Here is a 22,398-nt window from a genome sequence, read left to right on the forward strand (position 1 = left end):
GCATTGCTCTCAGATGTCCAACTGTGCCAGAAAAATATGACAATAAACCGTCTGATAGCAAAGAGAAAGGGGGAGCATATATGAATACCGGAGATGTTAACCGGAAAAGGTATTTATGCCTGTAGACCGGAGGGTGAGATCCGGTTTACAGGTTTTTTTATTATTCGTCGGCGGCGTAGCCTTGTGGCGGCAGACGAACGCCGTCCAGCCATGCAGCGTTTTCACGCATCTTCAGTCGACCATCGGTAAACCAGCTTACCACCAGCGGATAAATGGTGTGCTCCTGGGCCTGAACCCGTGCCGTGACATCATCTTCGCTGTCGCCTTCAAATACCGGAACCTTGGCCTGGAGAATAACCGGTCCACCGTCCAGTTCATCGGTGACGAAGTGGACGGAGGTTCCATGCTCTTCATCGCCATTTTCCAGCACCTGACGGTGCGTGTGCAGGCCTGGATACTTCGGCAATAAAGACGGGTGGATATTCAGCAATCGTTCAGAATAGTGTGCGACAAACGCCGGGCTGAGGATGCGCATATAACCGGCCAGCACCACCACATCGGGTGCCCAGGCGTCAATCTCTTGCATCAGTTGGCGGTCGAAGGCTTCGCGACTGGCAAACTGGGCGGCTTCCAGCGAGTACGCCGGAATATTCGCTTCGCGTGCGCGTTCAAGGCCGAACGCATCGGCCTTGTTACTGAATACTGCACGTATGGTGCCATTGATTTTTTTCTGTTCGCAGGCGTCAATTATCGCCTGCAAATTGCTTCCGTTGCCGGAAATGAGCACCACAATGTTTTTCATTCAATAACCACACGCTGTTCGGAATCAGAAGCTTTGATGATACCGATTTTCCATGCGTTTTCACCTTTCTCATTGAGCAAAGCCAGGGCTTTGTCCACTTCCGGAGCTGGCAGGGCGATAACCATGCCTACGCCGCAGTTAAAGGTGCGATACATCTCATGCTGGCTAACGTTACCCGCCGTTTGCAGCCAGTTGAAGACGGCTGGCCATTGCCATGAAGATTCGTCGATCACGGCCTGCGTGTTGTCTGGCAGAACGCGTGGAATATTTTCCCAGAAACCGCCGCCGGTCAGATGGGCAATGGCATGCACATCAACCTTCTCGATCAGTTCCAGAATGGATTTTACGTAAATGCGGGTCGGGGCCAGCAAGTGATCGGCCAGCGACTTGCCTTCGAGCTCGGTGGTTTCCGGGTCACAACCGCTGACTTCAACAATTTTACGCACCAGAGAGTAGCCGTTGGAATGCGGACCGCTGGAGCCGAGCGCAATCAGTACGTCGCCGTCAGCCACTTTAGAACCGTCGATAATTTCTGATTTTTCGACGACGCCAACACAGAAGCCCGCCACATCGTAATCTTCGCCGTGGTACATCCCCGGCATTTCTGCCGTTTCCCCGCCGACCAGTGCACAGCCAGACTGCAGACAACCTTCGGCAATCCCGTTAATGACGCTGGCTGCGGTATCTACATCCAGTTTGCCGGTCGCATAGTAGTCGAGGAAAAACAGCGGCTCAGCACCCTGAACGACAAGATCGTTCACGCACATAGCGACAAGGTCAATACCGATAGTGTCGTGACGTTTCAGATCCATTGCCAGACGCAGTTTTGTGCCAACGCCATCAGTGCCGGAAACCAGTACCGGTTCACGATATTTTTGCGGCAATGCGCACAGCGCACCGAAGCCACCCAGACCACCCATAACTTCCGGACGACGCGTTTTCTTTACTACGCCTTTGATTCGATCAACCAGAGCATTACCTGCATCAATATCAACACCGGCATCTTTGTAGCTAAGAGAGGTTTTATCGGTCACTGCCTGCTTCCCCACATGTTTACTTGCAGTAAAAGTTAAATTCGGCGCAATTCTAACAGGGAAAGCAAACGTTTGCGAGCCTGCTCTGCATCAAGTTTTATCTGCTGATTTTTTCAGCATTTTACAATCATTTATCTATTTGTTTGAACTGCGCCACGAAAATGAAACCGGGTACAGTCTTGTGCTTGAAACCTGCCAGCCGAATGCACAGTATCGTACTGAAACCGGTTTCTGTTTTCTGTTACGAACCTCATTTATACCCTAAATAATTCGAGTTGCAGGAAGGCGGCGACGCAGCGAATCTCCAGGAGCGTACATAAGTACGTAACTGGAGTGAGCGAGAAAAGCCAACGCACATGCAGCTTGAAGTATGACGGGTATAGAGCGTTTTGCGCAGACTCATCACGATAGGGGAAGGGGATGTCAGGATTTAAAGCAGATTTCATGTGGGGTGGCGCTGTCGCTGCTCATCAACTGGAAGGTGGCTGGCAGGAGGGCGGTAAAGGAATTAGCGTTGCCGATGTCATGACGGCGGGGGCGCATGGTGTGGCGCGTGAAATTACTGACGGTGTCATTGCCGGTAAAAATTACCCTAACCACGATGCCATCGATTTTTATCATCGCTATAAAGACGACATAAAGCTGTTTGCCGAAATGGGGTTTAAATGTTTTCGTACTTCTATTGCCTGGACGCGGATTTTTCCCTTAGGCGACGAAGCGCAACCCAACGAAGCTGGCCTGCAGTTCTATGATGATCTGTTCGACGAATGTCTGAAATATGGCATTGAGCCGGTGATTACGTTGTCGCACTTCGAGATGCCCTACTATCTGGTGACGGAATATGGCGGCTGGCGCAACCGTAAGCTGATCGACTTTTTTGTCCGTTTTGCCCGGGTGGTTTTCACTCGTTACCAGCACAAAGTGAAGTACTGGATGACGTTTAATGAGATTAACAATCAGGCAAATTATCACGAAGACTTCGCGCCCTTTACTAACTCTGGTCTGAAATACCTGCCCGGTGAAGATCGCGAACCGGTCATGTACCAGGCGGCGCACTATGAGCTGGTAGCGAGCGCGCTGGCAGTAAAGGCCGCACGTGAGATAAATCCGGCGCTGCAAATTGGTTGCATGATTGCGATGTGCCCAATTTATCCGCTGACCTGTGCGCCGAATGACATGATGATGGCGATGAACGCCATGCACCGCCGCTACTGGTTCACTGACGTACACGTGCGCGGCAAGTATCCGCAGCATCTGATGAACTATTTCGAACGCCGTGGCTTTTTACTTGATATCACCGAGGAAGATCGCCAGGTACTGACTGAAGGCTGCGTTGATTACATTGGCTTTAGTTATTATATGTCTTTCGCGACGCAGGCTACGGCAGATAATCCACAGCTGGATTACGATGAGTCGAAAAGCCTGGTTTCTAACCCGTACGTGCAGAAGTCGGACTGGGGCTGGCAGATTGATCCGGTCGGTTTGCGCTATTCCCTGAACTGGTTCTGGGATCACTATCAACTGCCGCTGTTTATTGTAGAAAACGGCTTTGGTGCGATTGACGTGCAGCAGGCCGACGGCTCGGTGGATGATTCCTATCGTATTGACTATATGGCCGCGCATATCCGCGAAATGAAAAAAGCGGTGGTGGAAGATGGCGTGGATCTGATGGGCTATACCCCGTGGGGCTGTATTGATTTAGTCTCGGCCGGGACGGGGGAGATGAAAAAACGCTACGGTTTTATCTATGTTGATAAAAATAATGACGGGAGTGGGACATTAGCACGCTCGCCGAAGAAATCTTTTTCCTGGTATCGAAACGTCATCCAGAGCAACGCTGAAAATATTTAAAATTCATAGTGTTGACAATAAGCCCCGACCTCAAAGCGGGGCTTGTTTTATACTCATCATCCGGACGCAAACGATTTTGGTTGATCCATATCAAGCGTATGCAGTGTTGCGCCAGAGACGAAAAGCGGTATAATCCGGCGATTTTTTTTGTGGTTGCCACTCGTCTGAGGAAAGGAGAAGAGTATGAAGATCGTGGAAGTCAAACACCCACTCGTCAAACACAAGCTGGGACTGATGCGTGAAAACGACATCAGCACTAAACGCTTTCGTGAACTCGCCTCGGAAGTTGGCAGCCTGCTGACTTATGAAGCAACCGCTGGTCTGGAAACCGAAAAGGTGACCATTGAAGGCTGGAATGGTCCGGTTGAAGTTGACCAAATCAAAGGTAAAAAAATCACCGTTGTGCCAATTCTGCGTGCGGGCCTGGGCATGATGGAAGGCGTACTGGAAAACGTTCCAAGCGCGCGTATCAGCGTGGTAGGTATGTACCGCAATGAAGAGACGCTGGAGCCGGTTCCATACTTCCAGAAGCTGGTTTCTAACATTGATGAGCGTATGGCGCTGATCGTTGACCCGATGCTGGCAACCGGCGGTTCGGTTATCGCTACCATCGACCTGCTGAAAAAAGCAGGCTGCAGCAGCATTAAAGTACTGGTACTGGTTGCCGCGCCGGAAGGTATCGCGGCGCTGGAAAAAGCGCACCCGGATGTCGAGCTGTACACCGCCTCCATCGATCAGGGACTGAACGAGCACGGATACATTATTCCTGGGCTCGGCGATGCCGGCGATAAGATTTTTGGTACCAAGTAAATGAATAAATAAAAAGAAGCCGACTTTAAGAGTCGGCTTTTTTTTGAATAAAACAACCCAATCGCTAATAACAAACAACACTCAGAGGAAAACACTATGACGCGCCGTGCTATCGGGGTGAGTGAAAGACCGCCGCTTTTACAGACAATCCCGCTTAGTTTGCAGCACCTGTTCGCCATGTTTGGCGCAACGGTACTGGTGCCAGTCCTGTTTCATATCAACCCTGCTACCGTTCTGCTGTTTAACGGCATTGGTACGTTACTGTATCTCTTTATTTGTAAAGGTAAAATTCCGGCTTACCTCGGTTCCAGTTTCGCGTTTATTTCCCCGGTTCTGCTGCTGCTGCCGCTAGGGTATGAAGTGGCGCTGGGCGGTTTCATTATGTGTGGCATCCTTTTCTGCCTGGTTTCATTCATTGTTAAGAAAGCCGGTACTGGCTGGCTGGATGTAATGTTCCCGCCTGCGGCTATGGGCGCAATCGTTGCCGTCATCGGTCTGGAGCTGGCAGGGGTCGCTGCGGGCATGGCGGGATTACTGCCTGCTGAAGGACAAGCGCCAGACTCAACAACCATCATCATCTCAATGGTGACGCTGGCGGTGACGGTATTTGGTTCCGTACTGTTCCGTGGCTTTATGGCGATTATCCCGATTTTGATTGGGGTGCTGGCCGGTTACGCGCTCTCCTTCGTGATGGGCGTCGTGGACACCACGCCGATAGCGCAGGCTCACTGGTTTGCTCTGCCAACGTTTTACACACCGCGCTTTGAATGGGTCGCTATTCTGACCATTCTGCCTGCGGCGCTGGTGGTTATTGCTGAACACGTCGGGCACCTGGTGGTAACGGCGAATATCGTAAAAAAAGATTTGATTCGCGATCCAGGCTTGCATCGTTCTATGTTTGCTAACGGCTTGTCGACGGTGATCTCCGGCTTCTTCGGTTCTACGCCGAACACCACGTACGGCGAGAACATCGGCGTTATGGCGATTACCCGCGTTTACAGTACCTGGGTTATTGGTGGCGCGGCGATTTTCGCCATTCTGCTCTCTTGCGTGGGTAAACTGGCTGCGGCGATCCAAATCATTCCACTGCCGGTCATGGGCGGCGTATCTCTGCTGCTGTACGGCGTGATTGGTGCTTCCGGTATTCGCGTGCTAATCGAGTCAAAAGTTGATTACAACAAAGCACAGAACCTGATCCTGACCTCGGTTATTTTGATCATCGGCGTCAGCGGCGCGAAAGTTCACATCGGTGCTGCTGAGCTGAAAGGCATGGCGCTGGCGACTATTGTGGGTGTCTGTCTGAGCCTGATTTTCAAAGTTATCAGCCTGCTGCGTCCGGAAGAAGTGGTGCTTGACGCCAAAGATGCCGACACTGAGCAACAGTAAACCTTTGACCGGGCGGCGACGCTGCCCGGTTCTATCGCGACGCATTTCTGTGTTAAACTCAACGCGATTTTATGAAATCCTGGGTTGAGGTATCTCTGAACACACCGGCACAGCTCTCTTTGCCACTTTATCTGCCTGACGACGAAACTTTCGCAAGTTTCTGGCCGGGGGATAACTCCTCTTTACTGGCTGCACTGCAAAATGTGCTGCGTCAGGAACATAGCGGGTATATTTATCTTTGGTCGCGTGAAGGCGCTGGCCGTAGCCATTTGCTGCATGCAGCCTGTGCGGAACTGTCTGCGCGGGGCGATGCGGTAGGCTATGTGCCGCTTGATAAGCGCACCTGGTTCGTCCCCGAGGTGCTTGACGGTATGGAGCATTTGTCGCTGGTCTGCATCGACAACATCGAATGCGTGGCCGGCGATTCGCTATGGGAAATGGCGATCTTCGATCTCTACAATCGCATCCTGGAGTCGGGGAAAACTCGGCTGCTGATCACCGGTGATCGCCCGCCAAGGCAGCTCAATTTGGGGCTGCCAGATCTCGCTTCGCGCCTGGACTGGGGGCAAATCTATAAGCTACAGCCGCTTTCTGATGAAGATAAACTGCAGGCGTTGCAATTACGCGCCAGGCTACGTGGGTTTGAACTGCCGGAAGATGTGGGACGCTTTCTGCTTAAGCGTCTGGATCGGGAAATGCGTACGCTGTTTATGACGTTGGATCAACTTGATCATGCATCAATCACCGCCCAGCGTAAGCTGACCATTCCGTTCGTAAAAGAGATACTGAAGCTGTAAGCGCCGCAGCCAAAAGACTGCGGCAGGTTTCAGGTTAACCGACGATTTCCAGTACCTGCTCCGGGGGACGTCCAATTCGCGCCTGGCCTTTGGCAACCACAATGGGGCGCTCCATCAGTTTCGGGTTTTCTACCATTGCCTGAATCAGCGCATCTTCACTCAGGTTTTTGTCCGCCAGGTTAAGTGACTTATAGAGATCTTCTTTCTGGCGCATCAGCTCACGCGCGCTGGACATGCCCAGCATCTGCAGAAGTTCACGCAGGGTCGCGGGGTCAGCCGGGGTTTCCAGATATAGCACCACTTCCGGATCCACGCCGTTGGACTTCAGTAATTCCAGTGTTTCACGGCTCTTGGAGCAGCGTGGGTTATGGTAGATTTTAATCGCGTCGGACATTTTTCTTTCCTGTTACATCTTGGTGTACGGTTTAAAGCGTTCTTGCAGCTGGCGTAGCTGGTCGATACGGGCATCGTATCTGGCCTGTTGTTGACTGCCCAGTTTCACCTGGGAACTTGCGCTGCTGAGCATCGAAATCGCCTGATCCAGACGTCCGGCGAGGGCATACCCTTCCGCGCGCGCCGCCAGCTCCTGATCGCGGTTGTTCAGGCTAGCTTCCGTTTGCGCTAACAGATCCCAACCGTTAGGGTCATCCTTATGGTTAAATGTATAGCGATTCAGGATGGTTGCCGCTTCTTTGGCTTGTCCGCCCTGTAGATACGCATTCGCCAGGTTAAGCTGCAGTACCGGGTTGGTTCGCAGGTCACGGGCGTTTTTCAGCCGGTTAATGGCGTCGCTGGTTTTCTTCTGGCCGAGATCGATATCCGTTGCCAGGTCGAGATACCAGGCATTGTTTGCATCCGCCGCCAGCAGCGGTTGCAGCGCTTTACGCGCCTCGTCATATTTGCTGGCTTCCATCGCCTGCAATGCACGCCCATACTGGGCGGCACGTTGTTCACGTACGTTGCCTTTCGACCAGTTACTCAGCAGGTCATCGGTCAACTGGTTACGACCCGAGTTGTACATGCCCAATGTTCGCGCCTTAGCAAGATAAAAATCTTCCGATGATTGGACGACAACCGGACGCATCTGGTTGGCGCGGTTACGGGCATCCGCCAGACGGCTTTCAGGCAGGGGGTGAGTCAGCAAAATTTCCGGCGGACGCGAAGAGTAACGGGCCTGATCGAGCAGTTTTTCGAGGAACGTTGGCATGGCCTGGGGATCAAAGCCCGAACGTTGCAGTACCTGAATACCGATACGGTCTGCTTCCTGTTCATTTTGTTGCGTAAAGCTAATCATACCCTGACGTGTACCTGCCAGCGTACCGGTCAGCGCAGCCATACCCGCCTGCGGGCTGGCCATCGCCAATAAAATTGAACCTAACGCTCCAACCCACGTTAACGGCGCGCTGCGTTTCTGATCTTCCATTGCACGTGCCAGGTGGCGCTGAGTGACATGGGAGATTTCGTGCGCCATGACCGATGCTAACTGGCTTTCGTTATCGGAATAGCGGAATAGTGCGGAGTGCAGGACAACGTTGCCGCCAAAGAAAGCAAAGGCGTTGATTTCATCGTTGTTAATCAAAAAGAAGGTGAAGGGCGTTTTTACCGAGTCGGCGTGCGAGACCAGACGCATACCCAGAGAATTAATGTATTGGGTCAGCAACGGATCGTTAATTAATGGCGCACTACCGCGCAGCTGGCGTACGTAATAATCGCCCATCTGCATTTCCTGTCCTATGGAAAGCGTACTCCCTGCCGAGGTTCCCATATCAGGCAGGGTGTCCGCGGTGTCTGCAAATGCGGGCGCGACCTGACCGATAGTCAGTGCGGCAATGAGGGTAGCAACCAGGTTTTTTTTCAACTGCCTGAACATAACCTCTGTCCTGTATTCTTTTTTGAGATAGCCATTTGACCAATGCCGTGAAGTATCGTTCACACTCCGCAAGCTTAGGGAGTGTAACTGCGAAACCTGACGATGAACACCCAGGAAAAATGTCTTTTCACTTTGCGTAATCAGCCATAAAAAGCGAAGTCTTTTTTGTGACATTTCGATACAATTCGGGATCGCAATCCCGCTATTGGGTTCATGGAAGGGTTTTATGCTCGAAATGTTGATGCAATGGTATCGTCGCCGCTTTAGCGACCCCGAAGCCATTGCCCTGCTGATTATTCTGGTTGCCGGTTTTGGCATCCTGTTCTTCTTTAGCGGTCTTCTGGCGCCGCTACTGGTCGCCATAGTGCTGGCGTATCTGCTTGAGTGGCCAACGGTGCGGCTGGAGCATATTGGTTGTTCACGACGTTGGGCGACATCGATTGTACTTATTCTGTTTGTCGGTATTTTGCTGCTGATGGCGTTTGTGGTGATGCCCGTTGCGTGGCAGCAGGGGATCTACCTGATCCGCGATATGCCCGGCATGCTCAATAAACTGTCTGATTTTGCCGCTACCTTGCCGCGGCGTTATCCGGCGTTGATGGATGCGGGCATTATTGATGCGATGGCGGAGAATATGCGCTCGCGAATGCTCACCATGGGCGATTCGGTGGTGAAATATTCGCTGGCTTCACTGGTCGGTTTACTAACGCTGGCGGTCTATCTGGTGCTTGTCCCGTTGATGGTGTTCTTCCTGATCAAAGATAAAGGACAAATGCTGAACGCCGTGCGCCGGGTGCTGCCGCGTAATCGCGGGCTGGCGGGGCAGGTGTGGAAAGAGATGAACCAGCAAATCACCAACTATATCCGCGGCAAGGTGTTGGAAATGGTGGTGGTCGGCGTAGCGACCTGGCTCGGCTTCCTGATGTTTGGCCTCAACTATTCGCTGCTGCTGGCGGTGCTGGTCGGATTTTCCGTGCTGATCCCGTATATCGGTGCTTTTGTGGTGACGATTCCGGTGGTCGGTGTGGCGTTGTTCCAGTTCGGGCTTGGTACCGAGTTCTGGAGCTGTTTTGCCGTGTACCTGATTATCCAGGCGCTGGACGGTAATTTGCTGGTGCCGGTGCTGTTCTCTGAAGCGGTAAATTTGCATCCGCTGGTCATTATTCTCTCAGTCGTGATATTCGGCGGCCTGTGGGGCTTTTGGGGCGTATTCTTTGCGATCCCACTGGCGACGTTAATCAAAGCGGTAATGCATGCCTGGCCGGATGGTCAGGCCGTTGACGAACCCTAATCGGCAAGTACCGGCGGCGCAACGTCGCCGGAACTGAACTTGTCTGACCTCTATCCACTCTTTCTGAATAATCTCCTCTGGTGTCGTTTTTCTCCGTGTTTGCCTTTAACTTGACCAACGTGATGTCTTTTCGTCACGCAAGGAATAAGACCAACAGGAGAACAACATGGGTCATAACACACACACGCAGCAAAAAGTGGGATGGGGCGGTTATCTCGCTTTTTTTATTACAATTGTGCTTTTTTCCGGCATGTTTGCGAAAAGTACCGAATGGTGGCGAGTCTTTGACTTCACCATCCTCAATGGCGCGTTTGGGCAGATCAATGCCGCAGGCGATACGGCAGTCTCTTTTCGCGGAGCAGGGGGAATGGGAGCAAAAGACGGCTTCTTATTCGCACTTGAGCTGGCACCTTCCGTCATTCTTTCTCTCGGCATAATCTCCGTCACTGAAGGGCTGGGCGGTTTGCGCGCGGCGCAACAGTTAATGACGCCTGCCCTGCGCCCGTTACTCGGTATTCCTGGTATTTGCTCGCTGGCGCTGATTGCGAATTTGCAAAATACCGATGCTGCGGCAGGGATGACCAAAGAGATGGCGGAAGAGGGAATTATTACTGAACAGGAACGCGCTATTTTTGCCTGCTGGCAAACCAGCGGCAGCGCGTGTATTACCAACTATTTTTCCTCGGGTGCCGCGCTGTTTACCATGGTGACCGTGCCGGTGATTACGCCGCTGGCGGTGATCCTTGTCTTCAAATTTGTGGGAGCGAATCTGCTGCGTCTGTGGATCGCGCAGCTTGAAAATCGCCGTCTGCAGCGGGAGGTCTGAGATGACAACGCAGGTACGTAAAAACGTCATGGATATGTTTATCGATGGCGCACGGCGCGGGTTTACTATTGCAACTACCAGCCTGTTACCAAACGTGGTGATGGCGTTTGTGATTATTCAGGCGTTGAAGGTGACGGGGTTGCTCGAGATTGTCGGGCGGGTGTGCGAACCGGTTATGGCGCTGTGGGGGTTACCGGGGGAATCTGCCACCGTGCTGCTGGCGGCGGTGATGAGTATGGGAGGCGGTGTCGGCGTTTGCGCCAGTCTGGTTGTCGCTGGTACGCTTTCGGGACATGATGCGACTGTATTGCTACCGGCTATCTACCTGATGGGCAATCCGGTGCAAAATGTGGGACGCTGTCTGGGGACTGCGGGGGTCCATCCTCGTTATTATCCACTGATTATTGCGGTATGCGTCATTAATGCGCTGCTCTCTATTTGGGTTATGCAGGTAATTGCCTGACAAGGAAGGTTATGAACTGTTCAATTCTTAATTTGACGTTGTTCCTGCAGGGACATGTGTACGCGCCGGAAGATTTAGGACGCCAGGATATTCTGGTCTCTGGTACTAAAATTGTTGCCATCGCGCCGTCGATTTCTCCTGAAGACTTTCCCGGTTGCAAGTGCATCCATCTTGATGGTGCGATTGTGTGCCCGGGGTTTATTGATCAGCACGTCCACCTGATTGGCGGCGGCGGGGAAGCGGGGCCGCACACGCGTACGCCGGAAGTGCGCTTGTCACGACTGGTGGAAGCTGGCGTCACTTCGGTGGTGGGATTGCTGGGTACCGATGGCATCACCCGTCACCCGGAATCGCTGCTGGCGAAAACCCGCGCGCTGGAGTTGGAAGGTATCAGCGCATGGATGCTGACCGGGGCCTATTCTCTGCCATCGCCGACCATCACCGGCAGTATCGATCGCGACGTGGCGCTGATCGATAAAGTCATTGGCGTGAAATGCGCGGTTTCTGATCATCGTTCCTCCGCCCCGGACACCTCGGCGCTGGCGAACATGGCGGCGCAGTCACGCGTTGGCGGATTGTTAGGGCGCAAGCCGGGGATCAGTGTTTTCCACATGGGTGACAGCCCGCGCATGCTGGAGCCGTTGTACGACATCCTCGAGTGCTGTGATGTTCCGATTACCAAGCTGTTGCCGACACACGTTAACCGTGCGGAACCGTTGTTCCAGGCGGCGTTGGAGTATGCCTGCCAGGGCGGATTTATCGATATTACCAGCAGCATTGATGAGCCTGTCGATCCGGCCATGGCCATTGCTACGGCACTGCGCCAGAATGTGCCGCTGTCACGCATTACCCTGAGTTCGGACGGCAACGGTAGTCAGCCGGAATTTGATGCATTGGGTAATCTCACCGGCATTGGTGTCGCAGGGTTTGAATCTCTGGCTGAAACGGTGCGTCAGTTAGTGAAGGTGCATGCCGTGCCGCTGGAACAGGCGCTGTGTCCGCTGACGCGTACGGTCGCAGAATTTTTGGGTCTCGAACATAAGGGGCGTCTGGCGGCGGGATGCGATGCAGACATTCTGGTGCTTAACGATGCGCTGGAGGTTAATCACCTGTGGGCGAAGGGAAAAGTCGTGGTCAGAGAGAAGAAAGCCTGCGTAAAAGGGACGTTTGAATAAACGCTTTTTCCGGCCTATGGGGGGGCGGATCCAGGCCTGATAAGACGCGTAGTGTCGCCATCAGACCTGGATCGGTAAAACGTAAATCAGGCGTTCTCTTTCAGCCAGTTCAGTACCACGTCGTGGTGATTGCTGGTTTTGAAGTCATCGAACACGTGCTCAATTTTGCCTTCGGCATCAATCAGGAAACTGATGCGATGGATGCCATCGTAGGTTTTGCCCATAAATGACTTCTCACCCCAGACGCCGAACTGCTCGCAAACCTGATGATCTTCGTCGGACAGAAGCGTGAAGTTGAGGACTTCTTTTTCCGCAAAACGGGAAAGTTTCTCCGATTTATCGGTGCTGATTCCCAGTACTTCAACGCCTGCTTTTTTTAACTCATCCATGTTATCGCGCAGGCCGCAGGCCTGGACGGTACAGCCGGGTGTCATGGCTTTCGGGTAAAAATAAACCAGAACACGCTGTCCCTGGAAGTCGGTTAAATTTACTTGTTCTCCGTCTTGATCCGGCAAGCTAAATTTCGGTGCGATATCACCGGCTTTCAGTGGGTTCATTACTTAACTCCATCCTGTTCATCATGCTGTGAGTAATTGACGACGTTAATACTGCCTTGCGCATTGAGTTCTGTACAGAGTGCTTTAAAGGCATCTTCAATATTTGCCGCATCATGTGACGCAGGACTATGTGCGGTAATTTGAATAAACAACTGCGCCGCCTTTCCGTTTTCCGCCGGTTGTGTGCGTGACACCAGTTCTGCAATATTCATTTGGTGGCTGTCGAACAGGGCGGTGAAGCGTTCAATTAAATGCGGAGAATCGGGAACATCGACCTGCACCCATACCGTGGCAGGCATTGCCGGACGGGGACGCGCGGTCGTGCGTTTCATCACAATCAGTAAATCCAGCTCTGCGCCTTTCAACGGCAAGGTTGATTCAATCAGGGTGATGGCATTCCAGGTGCCAGACAACAGCATGATAAACGTGAACTCGTCACCCAGCATGGCCAGTCGGCTGTCTTCGATATTACAGCCGCAACTGCTGACATGACGAGTGATGGTGTTCACAATTCCCGGGCGGTCGGCACCCAGCGCAGTAATGACCAGATAGTGTTGCGATGACGAAGTCAAACCTGTTCTTCCTTTGAGCGGTGAGGTAATCATAAGGAAAGCATAAAAAAAACATGCATACAACAATCAGAACGGCTCTGGTCGCTTGCTTTTATTGCCGTACCAAACGTACCATTGAGACACTTGTTTGCACAGAGGATGGCCCATGTTCACGGGAAGTATTGTCGCGCTTGTTACGCCGATGGATGAGAAAGGTAAAGTCTGCCGGTCGAGCCTGAAAAAACTGATTGATTATCATGTCGCCAGCGGCACCTCGGCGATCGTTTCGGTTGGCACCACTGGTGAGTCGGCCACCCTGAGTCATGATGAACATGGCGATGTGGTGATGATGACCCTGGAGCTGGCTGACGGGCGTATTCCGGTCATTGCCGGAACCGGCGCCAATGCGACCGCGGAAGCCATTAGTCTGACGCAGCGTTTCAACGACAGCGGAGTTGTCGGCTGCCTGACGGTGACGCCTTACTACAACCGCCCAACCCAGGAAGGTTTGTTCCAGCATTTCAAAGCCATCGCTGAACATACTGACCTGCCGCAAATTCTGTATAATGTGCCGTCCCGTACCGGCTGCGATATGCTGCCGGAAACCGTAGGTCGTCTGGCGAAAGTAAAAAATATTATCGCTATTAAAGAGGCCACGGGGAACTTAAGTCGCGTTCACCAGATCAAAGAGCTGGTTTCAGACGACTTTATTCTGCTTAGCGGTGATGACGCGACCGGACTGGATTTCATGCAGCTCGGTGGTCATGGCGTGATTTCCGTAACGTCTAACGTTGCGGCGCGCGATATGGCTGAAATGTGCAAACTGGCGGCGGCTGGTCATTTTGCTGAAGCACGGGTGATTAACCAGCGTCTGATGCCGTTACACAACAAACTATTTGTCGAACCCAATCCTATCCCCGTGAAATGGGCATGTAAGGAGTTGGGACTTGTGGCGACCGATACGCTGCGTCTGCCGATGACGCCAATCACGGACAATGCTCGTGAAATCGTCAAAGCGGCGCTTAAGCATGCCGGTTTGCTGTAAAGTTTAGGGAGATTTGATGGCTTACTCAGTACAAAAGTCGCGCCTGGCCAAGGTTGCGGGTGTTTCGCTTGTTATGTTGCTCGCGGCCTGTAGTTCTGACTCGCGTTATAAGCGCCAGGTGAGCGGTGATGAATCCTATCTGGAGGCCACACCGCTTGCTGAGCTTCATGCTCCAGCTGGAATGATTCTGCCGGTGATGTCGGGTGATTATAATATCCCGGTAACCAACGGCAGCGGTGCCGTGGGTAAGGCACTGGATATTCGTCCACCGGCTCAGCCGTTAGCGTTAGTCACCGGTGCTCGCACGCAAATCGCAGGCGATACCTCAACGTTGCTGGTTGAAAATGGTCGTGGTAACACGCTGTGGCCGCAGGTTGTGAGTGTCATTCAGTCTAAAAACTACACAATCGCCAAACGTGATGATGCCAGCCAGACGTTAACCACCGACTGGGTCGACTGGAACCGTCTGGATGAAGACGAGCAGTACCGTGGGCGTTATCAAATCTCGGTTAAACCGCAGGGCTATCAGCAAGCGATAACGGTGAAACTGATTAACCTTGAGCAGGCGGGCAAACCCGTTGCCGATGCGGCATCAATGCAGCGTTACAGCGCTGAGATGATGAACGTTATCTCTGCTGGTCTGGACAAGAACGCCAACGACGCCGCGAATGCTGCGCAGAACCGCTCTGCAGCCACCATGGATGTTCAGAGCGCCGCCGATGACACCGGTTTACCTATGCTGGTGGTACGCGGACCGTTCAACGTGGTGTGGCAGCGTCTGCCGGCAGCGCTTGAGAAAGTGGGGATGAAAGTGACCGACAGCACCCGTTCTCAGGGCAGCATCGCCGTGACCTACAAACCACTGTCTGATAGCAGCTGGCAGGAGCTGGGCGCAAGCGATCCGGGGTTGGTATCCGGCGACTATAAACTGCAGGTCGGTGATTTAGACAACCGTAGTAGCTTGCAGTTTATCGATCCGAAGGGGCATACCCTGACGCAAAGCCAGAACGACGCGCTGGTCGCAGTCTTCCAGGCAGCGTTCAGTAAGTAAAAATGAAGGGCTGGAGTTATCCAGCCCTTTTTTTCTGATATGATACGCAAACGTGTGCGTCGGCAGAAAAACGCAATATTTATCGTTAATTCACACCCAGGAGTAATAAAGATGCAAAAGCAAGCTGAGTTGTATCGTGGTAAAGCGAAGACCGTATACAGCACGGAAAACCCGGACCTGTTGGTGCTCGAATTCCGCAATGATACGTCAGCAGGGGATGGCGCGCGCATTGAACAGTTTGACCGTAAAGGCATGGTGAACAACAAGTTCAACCATTTCATTATGACTAAACTGCAAGAAGCGGGCATTCCTACCCAGATGGAGCGACTGCTTTCTGATACCGAATGTCTGGTGAAAAAACTGGAGATGGTACCGGTTGAATGTGTGGTACGTAACCGCGCGGCAGGCTCACTGGTTAAGCGTTTAGGCGTTGAGGAAGGTATTGAACTGAATCCACCGCTGTTTGATCTGTTCCTGAAAAACGATGCTATGCACGATCCAATGATTAACGATTCCTATTGCGAAACCTTTGGTTGGGTGAGCAAAGAGAATCTGGCGCGTATGAAAGAGCTGACCTACAAAGCCAACGACGTGCTGAAAAAGATGTTTGATGATGCAGGTCTGATTCTGGTCGACTTCAAACTTGAGTTTGGTTTGTATAAAGGCGAAGTGGTCCTGGGCGATGAATTCTCACCGGACGGTAGCCGTCTGTGGGACAAAGAAACGCTGGATAAAATGGACAAAGATCGCTTCCGCCAGAGCCTTGGCGGCCTGATCGAAGCCTATGAAGCCGTCGCGCATCGTCTGGGTGTGAAGTTAGACTAATCCTCCCCTGAGCCGGCGATCGCTCTCCGGCTCATCAATCCCGCCGATTTTGATTACTGTTTCTTATGGTAATCCTGTTCCGAACCGCCTACGATCATCATCATAATGAATAAAAAAGTTGAGGTGATTATGCGCTGGCAAGGGCGTCGTGAAAGTGACAATGTGGAAGACAGACGAAACAGCTCTGGCGGCGGCCCCTCTATGGGCGGACCAGGTTTTCGTTTACCCAGTGGTAAAGGCGGTATCATCCTGCTGATTGTGGTGCTTGTCGCAGGTTATTATGGCGTGGATCTTACCGGATTAATGACCGGCCAACCTGTATCCCAACAGCAATCTTCACACTCCATCAGTCCCAATGATGATGAAGCGGCAAAATTCACCTCGGTGATTCTGGCCACCACGGAAGATACCTGGGGGCAGCAGTTTGAAAAAATGGGGCGGACCTACCAACAACCAAAGCTGGTCATGTATCGCGGAGCGACGCGGACCGGTTGTGGCGCGGGCCAGTCCGTAATGGGGCCATTTTATTGCCCGGCGGATGGTACGGTGTATATCGACCTCTCATTCTATGACGATATGAAAAACAAGCTGGGCGCCGATGGTGATTTTGCCCAGGGCTATGTTATCGCGCATGAAGTGGGCCACCACGTACAGAAACTGCTGGGTATTGAACCGAAAGTTCGCCAGATGCAGCAGAACGCCTCACAAGCTGAGGTGAACCGTCTTTCCGTACGTATGGAATTGCAGGCGGACTGCTTTGCTGGCGTCTGGGGCCACAGCATGCAGCAGCAGGGCGTGCTGGAGTCCGGCGACCTGGAAGAGGCGCTGAACGCCGCTCAGGCCATTGGCGACGATCGCCTGCAGCAGCAAGGGCAAGGGCGCGTAGTGCCGGACAGCTTTACCCACGGTACTTCCGAACAGCGTTTTACCTGGTTTAAGCGCGGCTTTGACAGCGGCGATCCGGGACAATGTAATACGTTTGGTAAAGGCATTTAAGATACTGGGGCAGGGATGTCTGATAACACAGCGCTGAGCGCGTTAACCGAACAGATGGCTCGTGAGGGGATCCGTCGTCTGCTGATTATCAGTGGCGAGGAAAACTGGTGTCAGGGGCAGGCGTTATCGCTACGCGACATATTACCCGGCGACTGGTTGTGGGTAGGGGCGAATGCCCCTGCTGAACCAAACTGTACGCCACAGGCGCTGCAAACGTTACTGGGGCGTGAGTTTCGTCATGCTGTTTTCGACGCCGGGCAGGGATTTGACGCTGCAGCATTTGCCGCCTTAAGCGGTACGCTGATCGCCGGGAGCTGGCTGGTGTTGCTGACTCCACCGTGGCATACCTGGCACACGCATCCTGATGCGGACTCACTGCGCTGGAGCGACTGCGCAGAACCCGTCCCAACACCGCACTTTATTGAACACCTCAAAAGAGTGATTTCCCGTGACGGGCAGGCTCTGCATTGGCAGCAACATCAGCCCGCTTTGTGTCCGCACTTTCCTGCTCGTGTCGACTGGCACGCGGCAACCGGTGAACCACAGCCTGAACAGGCGATGATTTTAACGCACTTGTTGGATATGTCTTCCGGCGTGGTGGCCATCACAGCTGCGCGTGGTCGGGGTAAGTCCGCGCTGGCAGGACAGCTGATATCACGCATAAACGGGACGGCGATCGTTACCGCGCCCGCGAAAGCAGCAACAGACGTGCTGGCGCAATTTGCCGCAGAGCGTTATCGCTTTATGGCACCAGATGCGCTGTTAAGCAGTACAGCACGTGCAGACTGGCTGATCGTGGATGAAGCTGCTGCGATCCCCGCGCCGCTGCTGCAGCAACTGGTGGCGCGTTTTCCCCGAACGCTGTTAACCACTACGGTACAGGGCTACGAGGGGACCGGCAGGGGCTTTTTGCTCAAATTCTGCGCCCGCTTTCCCAATCTGCGACGCTATGAGTTGCAGCAGCCCGTGCGCTGGGCGCAGGGATGCCCCCTGGAGAAAATCGTCAGCGATGCACTGGTGTTTGACGATGATAACTTCACGCATGTTCCATCGGGGGAGTTGCACTACTCGACATTTGAGCAGCAATCATGGCGTTTTCAACCGGCGCTGCCGCTGGCGGTATATCAGCTGCTTTCCGGGGCGCATTATCGTACCTCACCGCTGGACCTGCGACGCATGATGGACGCGCCGGGGCAGCATTTTCTGCAGGCTTCGGCTGCTGATTCGGTGGCGGGAGCCGTCTGGCTGGTCGATGAAGGGGGATTATCCGCAGAATTAAGCCAGGCCGTCTGGGCCGGATATCGCCGACCCAGAGGCAATCTGGTTGCGCAGTCGCTGGCGGCACACGGTAGTGATCCCTTAGCGGCGACGCTCGTCGGGCGGCGGGTCAGTCGAATCGCGGTTCATCCTGCGCGCCAAAGAGAAGGTATTGGGCAACAGCTGATTATGCAGGCCCGGCACTATTGCTCGCAGTGTGACTATCTGTCCGTCAGTTTTGGTTATACGGCTGAACTATGGGGTTTCTGGCAGCGCTGTGGTTTTGTGCTGGTGCGGATGGGGAACCATCGCGAAGCCAGCAGCGGTTGTTATACCGCCATGGCGTTGCTGCCCATCAGCGAAGCGGGCAAGCGCCTTGCCGGGCGAGAGCATCAGCGTTTGCGTCGGGATGCGGAAATCCTGGCGCAGTGGAACTATGAGCACATCCCGCTTACTCCGCTGAAAGAGACTACGCTTAATGAGGATGACTGGGATGAGCTGGCTGGGTTTGCCTTCGCGCATCGACCACTATTGACATCACTGGGCTGTCTGAGCCGTCTGCTTGAGCACAGCGAGTTACCCCTTCCGGCATTGCGCGGACGTATACAGGCTCAACGCAGCGACACCGAATTATGCCAACAGCTGAAGGTCTCAGGCCGTAAAGCGCTGCTGGTCGTTCAGCGCGCTGAAGCGGCACAGGCCTTAAATCAGCTGGATGCTGAGCGTGCACAGCGGCTACATAATCGCATTATGCAATGGCAATTTTTTCACTAACATCTTCAATTTCCTGGCATGGTCATTGCGGTTAAGCGGCGTAGAATGATTCTCATCAGTTAAGGAGATCGCCATGAAACATGACCATTTTGTTGTTCAAAGTCCCGATAAACCCGCTCAACAGCTATTGCTGCTGTTTCATGGCGTCGGCGATAACCCGGTTGCCATGGGCGAAATTGGCTCCTGGTTTGCGCCGCTGTTTCCGGATGCGCTAATTGTCAGTATTGGCGGGGCAGAGCCTTACGGTACGACTTCCGGACGTCAGTGGTTTTCGGTACAGGGCGTAACGGAAGATAACCGCCAGGCGCGTATTGACGCGATTATGCCGGTATTTATCGAAACCGTTCGTTACTGGCAGAAGCAAAGCGGCGTTTCACCGCAGGCTACCGCGCTGATTGGTTTTTCTCAGGGTTCGATTATGTCGCTTGAGAGCATCAAAGCCGAGCCGGGGCTGGCGTCGCGGGTCATTGCCTTCAATGGTCGCTATGCTACTTTGCCAGAGACGGCAACCACCGCGACGACGGTGCATTTGATTCACGGCGGTGAAGATCGGGTGATTGAGTTATCTCACGCCGTTGCTGCGCAAGAGGCATTAATTGCTGCGGGTGGAGATGTGACACTGGATATCGTCGAAAACCTGGGGCATGCCATTGATGAACGCAGCATGCAGTTTGCACTCGATCATCTGCGTTTTACCGTACCGAAGCATTACTTTGATGAAGCGCTGAGCGGCGGTAAGCCTCATGATGATGATGTGATTGAGATGATTTAATCCGTAGGCCGGATGGCGATATGAAGTCTCCTCCGGCCTGTGTTGGTTTATTTTTTCGGTTGATCCTTGTTCGGCCAATCGTCATCGTCGTCCCATTTATCGTTAAAGTCGCGATGCGGGGGAAGCTCCGGCTTGTTGGCGAGATATTTCTTTGGATCGACGCGCTTGAGATCTTTAATCACGTTAAGCAGCACGCCTACCAGAAACACTAACACTAAAATCCACCAATATTTAGCTAGCCAGTCCATGCATTTTTCCTCTTGCGGGAGTACTCATCAGGCGACGAGTTGCTCCATGATACGTTGATACATACGGGCAAGCAGTTGCAGGTCGGCGGCATTAACACATTCATTTATTTTATGAATAGTGGCGTTGACCGGCCCAAGTTCGACTACCTGTGCCCCCATGCGGGCAATAAAGCGCCCGTCGGACGTCCCGCCTGTAGTCAGTAACTGCGGTTTAATCTCATTATAGTGCTCAATAGCGTTCACTACTGCATCCACCAGTTTACCGCGTTCGGTCAGGAACGGCTGACCGGAAAGCCACCAGTCGACGGTATAACGCAGCTGATGTTTTTCCAGCAGCGCGTGAACCCGTGCTTTAATCATTTCATCGGTCAGTTCTGTGCTGAAACGGAAGTTGAACTGAATAAACAGTTCGCCGGGGATAACGTTGTTGCTGCCGGTACCTGCCTGAATATTGGCAATCTGCATGCTGGTCGCCGGGAAAAATTCGTTCCCCTGGTCCCACTCAATTGCCACCAGTTCGTTGAGCATTGGTGCTGCGCGGTGTACCGGGTTATCGGCCAGATGAGGGTAGGCTACGTGGCCTTGCACGCCGTGAATGGTCAGGTTGCAGGTCAGTGAACCACGACGTCCATTCTTCACCACGTCGCCAACGATTTCGGTGCTGGACGGTTCGCCGACCAGGCAATAATCCAGTCGTTCGTTACGTGCCATTAGCGCTTCAACCACCTTCACGGTGCCGTTTTTGGCGCTGGCTTCTTCGTCTGAAGTTATCAAAAATGCCAGACGACCCTGATGGTTTGGATGCTGGGCGACAAAACGCTCTGCGGCCACGACCATTGCCGCCAGTGAGCCTTTCATATCGGCAGCGCCACGCCCGAATAACATGCCATCGCGAATGGTCGGCTCGAACGGCGGATTGATCCAGCGATCGACATCGCCGGCAGGCACTACGTCAGTATGACCGGCAAACGCCAGGGTTTCACCTGTACCGCGCCATGCCCAAAAATTCTGTGTGTCACCAAAATCCATACGCTCAACGGTAAAACCTACCGCGCGCAGACGTTCAATCATTAACGCCTGGCACCCGGCATCATCCGGGCTCAGAGAAGGACGGCGAATAAGCTGCTGTGTCAGCTCAATAACCGGGCACGACATAGATTACACCTCATTAAAAAACAGAGTATAACTGGATTCACTGAAACCAAGCAGCATAGGCTTACCCGGCGCGCAGAGCAATGGGCGTTTGATAATTGCTGGCATTTCAATCATCAACGCGGCGGCGGAAGCCGCATCGGTGATTTGACTGCGAGTGGATTCATCCAGTTTACGCCAGGTCGTGCCACGCGTATTGAGCAGTGCCTCCCAACCTAACTCGCTGATAAAAGTGTGTAATAGCGCGTTGTCCAGACCATCGACGCGATAATCATGAAAGCGGTAGTCGACCTCATTTTCTTCCAGCCAGCGTCTGGCTTTTTTAATTGTGTCGCAATTCTTAATACCGTAGAGGGTGATCATTTGAATCCTTATTAACTAATTTTGAATATCTATTCTTGTGCTGATGAATGCAGATAATACATATTGTCATTCAGGCGTTATAGAAAAATATAACATTGTTGAGCAATGGTTAATAATAATTCCTGAAAGTTCCAATAATCTGTACTGAACCACAATTCAGAATTTATCTGTTTGCATCAGTCTGTTTTTCCATCAGAATTGGCAAAGTAGTAGATAGTGTATGAATATTTCAAAATATTGCATTAAGTCACATAAAATTTATGGGTATGGCGCATAGTGAATACATAACCCCAAACACGGGAGGATGTAATCACAACCATCGGTTAAATGATCTTCTTTTGATGATGATGTTTTTGTAGAATGCTCATAATAATAAGAGAGGTTGTTATGATTGAACGTGAACTGGGGAACTGGAAAGACTTTATCGAAGTGATGCTTCGTAAATAATTTTCTGGAAGAAATTCATATCCTGCAAGGGATAAAAAAAGGCGACTCAACGTAA

24 protein-coding genes are annotated in these 22,398 nt (G+C 52.7%); 15 read left to right on the top strand and 9 right to left on the bottom strand.

Features of this window, described 5'->3' with window-relative positions:
* Positions 1-160: 160 nt before the first annotated feature.
* Both purN and purM read right to left on the bottom strand, forming a co-directional pair.
* Positions 161-802 carry a phosphoribosylglycinamide formyltransferase gene (gene purN, locus NMD08_RS07380; protein ID WP_370619883.1) on the bottom strand — a complete coding sequence of 214 codons (642 nt, stop codon included), beginning with the start codon at positions 800-802 and terminating at the stop codon, positions 161-163.
* Positions 799-1,836: a phosphoribosylformylglycinamidine cyclo-ligase gene (purM, locus tag NMD08_RS07385; RefSeq protein ID WP_003838485.1), complete on the bottom strand. Its 1,038-nt coding sequence runs from the start codon at positions 1,834-1,836 to the stop codon at positions 799-801. The genes purN and purM overlap by 4 nt, the downstream gene beginning before the upstream one ends.
* Before the next feature lie 420 nt (positions 1,837-2,256).
* Between purM and NMD08_RS07390 the strand changes: the two genes are divergently transcribed.
* The 4 genes from NMD08_RS07390 (at position 2,257) to NMD08_RS07405 (ending at position 6,680) form a co-directional block, all read left to right on the top strand.
* Entirely contained in the window at positions 2,257-3,687 is a 1,431-nt protein-coding gene (locus tag NMD08_RS07390) for a 6-phospho-beta-glucosidase (RefSeq protein WP_187253543.1), read from the top strand.
* 183 nt (positions 3,688-3,870) lie between these two features.
* Positions 3,871-4,497, top strand: a complete 627-nt coding sequence (gene upp / locus NMD08_RS07395) for a uracil phosphoribosyltransferase (RefSeq protein ID WP_003037929.1) — start codon at positions 3,871-3,873, stop codon at positions 4,495-4,497.
* A gap of 96 nt (positions 4,498-4,593) precedes the next feature.
* Positions 4,594-5,883, top strand: coding sequence for a uracil permease (gene uraA, locus NMD08_RS07400; RefSeq protein ID WP_003037932.1), 1,290 nt, complete (start codon positions 4,594-4,596; stop codon positions 5,881-5,883).
* 95 nt (positions 5,884-5,978) lie between these two features.
* A complete protein-coding gene (locus tag NMD08_RS07405; RefSeq protein WP_211924219.1) occupies positions 5,979-6,680 on the top strand; it encodes a DnaA inactivator Hda in 702 nt (233 codons plus the stop codon).
* A gap of 34 nt (positions 6,681-6,714) precedes the next feature.
* Here NMD08_RS07405 and arsC read toward each other — a convergent pair whose 3' ends face one another.
* Together arsC and bepA are read right to left on the bottom strand one after the other, a co-directional pair.
* Positions 6,715-7,074 (bottom strand): arsenate reductase (glutaredoxin), encoded by a 360-nt coding sequence (arsC, locus tag NMD08_RS07410; protein WP_151224079.1) that lies wholly within the window; start codon positions 7,072-7,074, stop codon positions 6,715-6,717.
* A 12-nt stretch (positions 7,075-7,086) separates the two neighbouring features.
* Complete coding sequence (bepA, locus tag NMD08_RS07415) at positions 7,087-8,550, bottom strand: beta-barrel assembly-enhancing protease (RefSeq protein ID WP_252837828.1); 1,464 nt, start codon at positions 8,548-8,550, stop codon at positions 7,087-7,089.
* A gap of 226 nt (positions 8,551-8,776) precedes the next feature.
* On the opposite strand from bepA, the gene NMD08_RS07420 reads away from it, so the two are divergent.
* The 4 genes from NMD08_RS07420 (at position 8,777) to iadA (ending at position 12,305) form a co-directional block, all read left to right on the top strand.
* Positions 8,777-9,841 carry an AI-2E family transporter gene (locus tag NMD08_RS07420; protein WP_151217644.1) on the top strand — a complete coding sequence of 355 codons (1,065 nt, stop codon included), beginning with the start codon at positions 8,777-8,779 and terminating at the stop codon, positions 9,839-9,841.
* Positions 9,842-10,007: 166 nt separating this feature from the next.
* The gene (locus NMD08_RS07425; RefSeq protein ID WP_286538875.1) at positions 10,008-10,667 is read left to right on the top strand and encodes a nucleoside recognition domain-containing protein; all 660 of its coding nucleotides are present in this window, start codon (positions 10,008-10,010) and stop codon (positions 10,665-10,667) included.
* 1 nt (position 10,668) lies between these two features.
* Positions 10,669-11,130 carry a YjiG family protein gene (locus tag NMD08_RS07430; protein WP_003037948.1) on the top strand — a complete coding sequence of 154 codons (462 nt, stop codon included), beginning with the start codon at positions 10,669-10,671 and terminating at the stop codon, positions 11,128-11,130.
* An 11-nt stretch (positions 11,131-11,141) separates the two neighbouring features.
* On the top strand, positions 11,142-12,305 hold the full coding sequence (gene iadA, locus NMD08_RS07435) for a beta-aspartyl-peptidase (protein ID WP_370619887.1): 1,164 nt from the start codon (positions 11,142-11,144) through the stop codon (positions 12,303-12,305).
* A gap of 86 nt (positions 12,306-12,391) precedes the next feature.
* Here iadA and bcp read toward each other — a convergent pair whose 3' ends face one another.
* Both bcp and NMD08_RS07445 read right to left on the bottom strand, forming a co-directional pair.
* Positions 12,392-12,862, bottom strand: coding sequence for a thioredoxin-dependent thiol peroxidase (gene bcp, locus NMD08_RS07440; protein WP_151217641.1), 471 nt, complete (start codon positions 12,860-12,862; stop codon positions 12,392-12,394).
* A complete protein-coding gene (locus tag NMD08_RS07445) occupies positions 12,862-13,434 on the bottom strand; it encodes a glycine cleavage system transcriptional repressor (protein WP_043017165.1) in 573 nt (190 codons plus the stop codon). The genes bcp and NMD08_RS07445 overlap by 1 nt, the downstream gene beginning before the upstream one ends.
* 145 nt (positions 13,435-13,579) lie before the next feature.
* Here NMD08_RS07445 and dapA point away from each other — a divergent pair, with 145 nt between their 5' ends.
* The 6 genes from dapA (at position 13,580) to ypfH (ending at position 20,133) form a co-directional block, all read left to right on the top strand.
* A complete protein-coding gene (dapA, locus tag NMD08_RS07450) occupies positions 13,580-14,458 on the top strand; it encodes a 4-hydroxy-tetrahydrodipicolinate synthase (RefSeq protein ID WP_006683510.1) in 879 nt (292 codons plus the stop codon).
* 16 nt (positions 14,459-14,474) lie between these two features.
* Positions 14,475-15,509 (top strand): outer membrane protein assembly factor BamC, encoded by a 1,035-nt coding sequence (bamC, locus tag NMD08_RS07455; RefSeq protein WP_370619889.1) that lies wholly within the window; start codon positions 14,475-14,477, stop codon positions 15,507-15,509.
* A 111-nt stretch (positions 15,510-15,620) separates the two neighbouring features.
* Positions 15,621-16,334 (top strand): phosphoribosylaminoimidazolesuccinocarboxamide synthase, encoded by a 714-nt coding sequence (gene purC / locus NMD08_RS07460; protein ID WP_003835086.1) that lies wholly within the window; start codon positions 15,621-15,623, stop codon positions 16,332-16,334.
* Between the two features lie 129 nt (positions 16,335-16,463).
* Complete coding sequence (locus NMD08_RS07465) at positions 16,464-17,330, top strand: neutral zinc metallopeptidase (RefSeq protein ID WP_005121887.1); 867 nt, start codon at positions 16,464-16,466, stop codon at positions 17,328-17,330.
* Positions 17,331-17,345: 15 nt separating this feature from the next.
* Positions 17,346-19,361 (top strand): tRNA(Met) cytidine acetyltransferase TmcA, encoded by a 2,016-nt coding sequence (locus NMD08_RS07470; protein ID WP_370619891.1) that lies wholly within the window; start codon positions 17,346-17,348, stop codon positions 19,359-19,361.
* 73 nt (positions 19,362-19,434) lie between these two features.
* Positions 19,435-20,133 (top strand): esterase, encoded by a 699-nt coding sequence (gene ypfH / locus NMD08_RS07475; protein WP_151217637.1) that lies wholly within the window; start codon positions 19,435-19,437, stop codon positions 20,131-20,133.
* A gap of 47 nt (positions 20,134-20,180) precedes the next feature.
* Here ypfH and NMD08_RS07480 read toward each other — a convergent pair whose 3' ends face one another.
* Genes NMD08_RS07480 through NMD08_RS07490 form a run of 3 tightly spaced genes read right to left on the bottom strand, consistent with a single transcriptional unit; the run spans position 20,181 to position 21,896 of the window.
* Entirely contained in the window at positions 20,181-20,381 is a 201-nt protein-coding gene (locus NMD08_RS07480; RefSeq protein WP_003037974.1) for a membrane protein, read from the bottom strand.
* A 27-nt stretch (positions 20,382-20,408) separates the two neighbouring features.
* Positions 20,409-21,536, bottom strand: coding sequence for a succinyl-diaminopimelate desuccinylase (dapE, locus tag NMD08_RS07485; RefSeq protein ID WP_005121892.1), 1,128 nt, complete (start codon positions 21,534-21,536; stop codon positions 20,409-20,411).
* A 3-nt stretch (positions 21,537-21,539) separates the two neighbouring features.
* Positions 21,540-21,896 (bottom strand): ArsC family reductase, encoded by a 357-nt coding sequence (locus NMD08_RS07490; protein WP_151217636.1) that lies wholly within the window; start codon positions 21,894-21,896, stop codon positions 21,540-21,542.
* A gap of 387 nt (positions 21,897-22,283) precedes the next feature.
* On the opposite strand from NMD08_RS07490, the gene ypfM reads away from it, so the two are divergent.
* Positions 22,284-22,343, top strand: coding sequence for a protein YpfM (gene ypfM, locus NMD08_RS07495; RefSeq protein ID WP_001386977.1), 60 nt, complete (start codon positions 22,284-22,286; stop codon positions 22,341-22,343).
* The last annotated feature ends 55 nt before the right edge of the window (positions 22,344-22,398 follow it).

This window comes from Citrobacter meridianamericanus (assembly GCF_041320245.1).
GTDB lineage: Bacteria > Pseudomonadota > Gammaproteobacteria > Enterobacterales > Enterobacteriaceae > Citrobacter > Citrobacter meridianamericanus.

Coding starts and splice junctions, on each gene's coding strand:
- NMD08_RS07490 (WP_151217636.1), bottom strand. CDS start 21,896: ATGATCACCCTCTACGGTATTAAGAATTGCGACACAATTAAAAAAGCC.
- iadA (WP_370619887.1), top strand. CDS start 11,142: ATGAACTGTTCAATTCTTAATTTGACGTTGTTCCTGCAGGGACATGTG.
- NMD08_RS07470 (WP_370619891.1), top strand. CDS start 17,346: ATGTCTGATAACACAGCGCTGAGCGCGTTAACCGAACAGATGGCTCGT.
- bcp (WP_151217641.1), bottom strand. CDS start 12,862: ATGAACCCACTGAAAGCCGGTGATATCGCACCGAAATTTAGCTTGCCG.
- NMD08_RS07420 (WP_151217644.1), top strand. CDS start 8,777: ATGCTCGAAATGTTGATGCAATGGTATCGTCGCCGCTTTAGCGACCCC.
- purC (WP_003835086.1), top strand. CDS start 15,621: ATGCAAAAGCAAGCTGAGTTGTATCGTGGTAAAGCGAAGACCGTATAC.
- bamC (WP_370619889.1), top strand. CDS start 14,475: ATGGCTTACTCAGTACAAAAGTCGCGCCTGGCCAAGGTTGCGGGTGTT.
- dapA (WP_006683510.1), top strand. CDS start 13,580: ATGTTCACGGGAAGTATTGTCGCGCTTGTTACGCCGATGGATGAGAAA.
- NMD08_RS07480 (WP_003037974.1), bottom strand. CDS start 20,381: ATGGACTGGCTAGCTAAATATTGGTGGATTTTAGTGTTAGTGTTTCTG.
- NMD08_RS07425 (WP_286538875.1), top strand. CDS start 10,008: ATGGGTCATAACACACACACGCAGCAAAAAGTGGGATGGGGCGGTTAT.
- bepA (WP_252837828.1), bottom strand. CDS start 8,550: ATGTTCAGGCAGTTGAAAAAAAACCTGGTTGCTACCCTCATTGCCGCA.
- arsC (WP_151224079.1), bottom strand. CDS start 7,074: ATGTCCGACGCGATTAAAATCTACCATAACCCACGCTGCTCCAAGAGC.
- NMD08_RS07465 (WP_005121887.1), top strand. CDS start 16,464: ATGCGCTGGCAAGGGCGTCGTGAAAGTGACAATGTGGAAGACAGACGA.
- dapE (WP_005121892.1), bottom strand. CDS start 21,536: ATGTCGTGCCCGGTTATTGAGCTGACACAGCAGCTTATTCGCCGTCCT.
- purN (WP_370619883.1), bottom strand. CDS start 802: ATGAAAAACATTGTGGTGCTCATTTCCGGCAACGGAAGCAATTTGCAG.
- ypfH (WP_151217637.1), top strand. CDS start 19,435: ATGAAACATGACCATTTTGTTGTTCAAAGTCCCGATAAACCCGCTCAA.
- uraA (WP_003037932.1), top strand. CDS start 4,594: ATGACGCGCCGTGCTATCGGGGTGAGTGAAAGACCGCCGCTTTTACAG.
- NMD08_RS07430 (WP_003037948.1), top strand. CDS start 10,669: ATGACAACGCAGGTACGTAAAAACGTCATGGATATGTTTATCGATGGC.
- NMD08_RS07390 (WP_187253543.1), top strand. CDS start 2,257: ATGTCAGGATTTAAAGCAGATTTCATGTGGGGTGGCGCTGTCGCTGCT.
- upp (WP_003037929.1), top strand. CDS start 3,871: ATGAAGATCGTGGAAGTCAAACACCCACTCGTCAAACACAAGCTGGGA.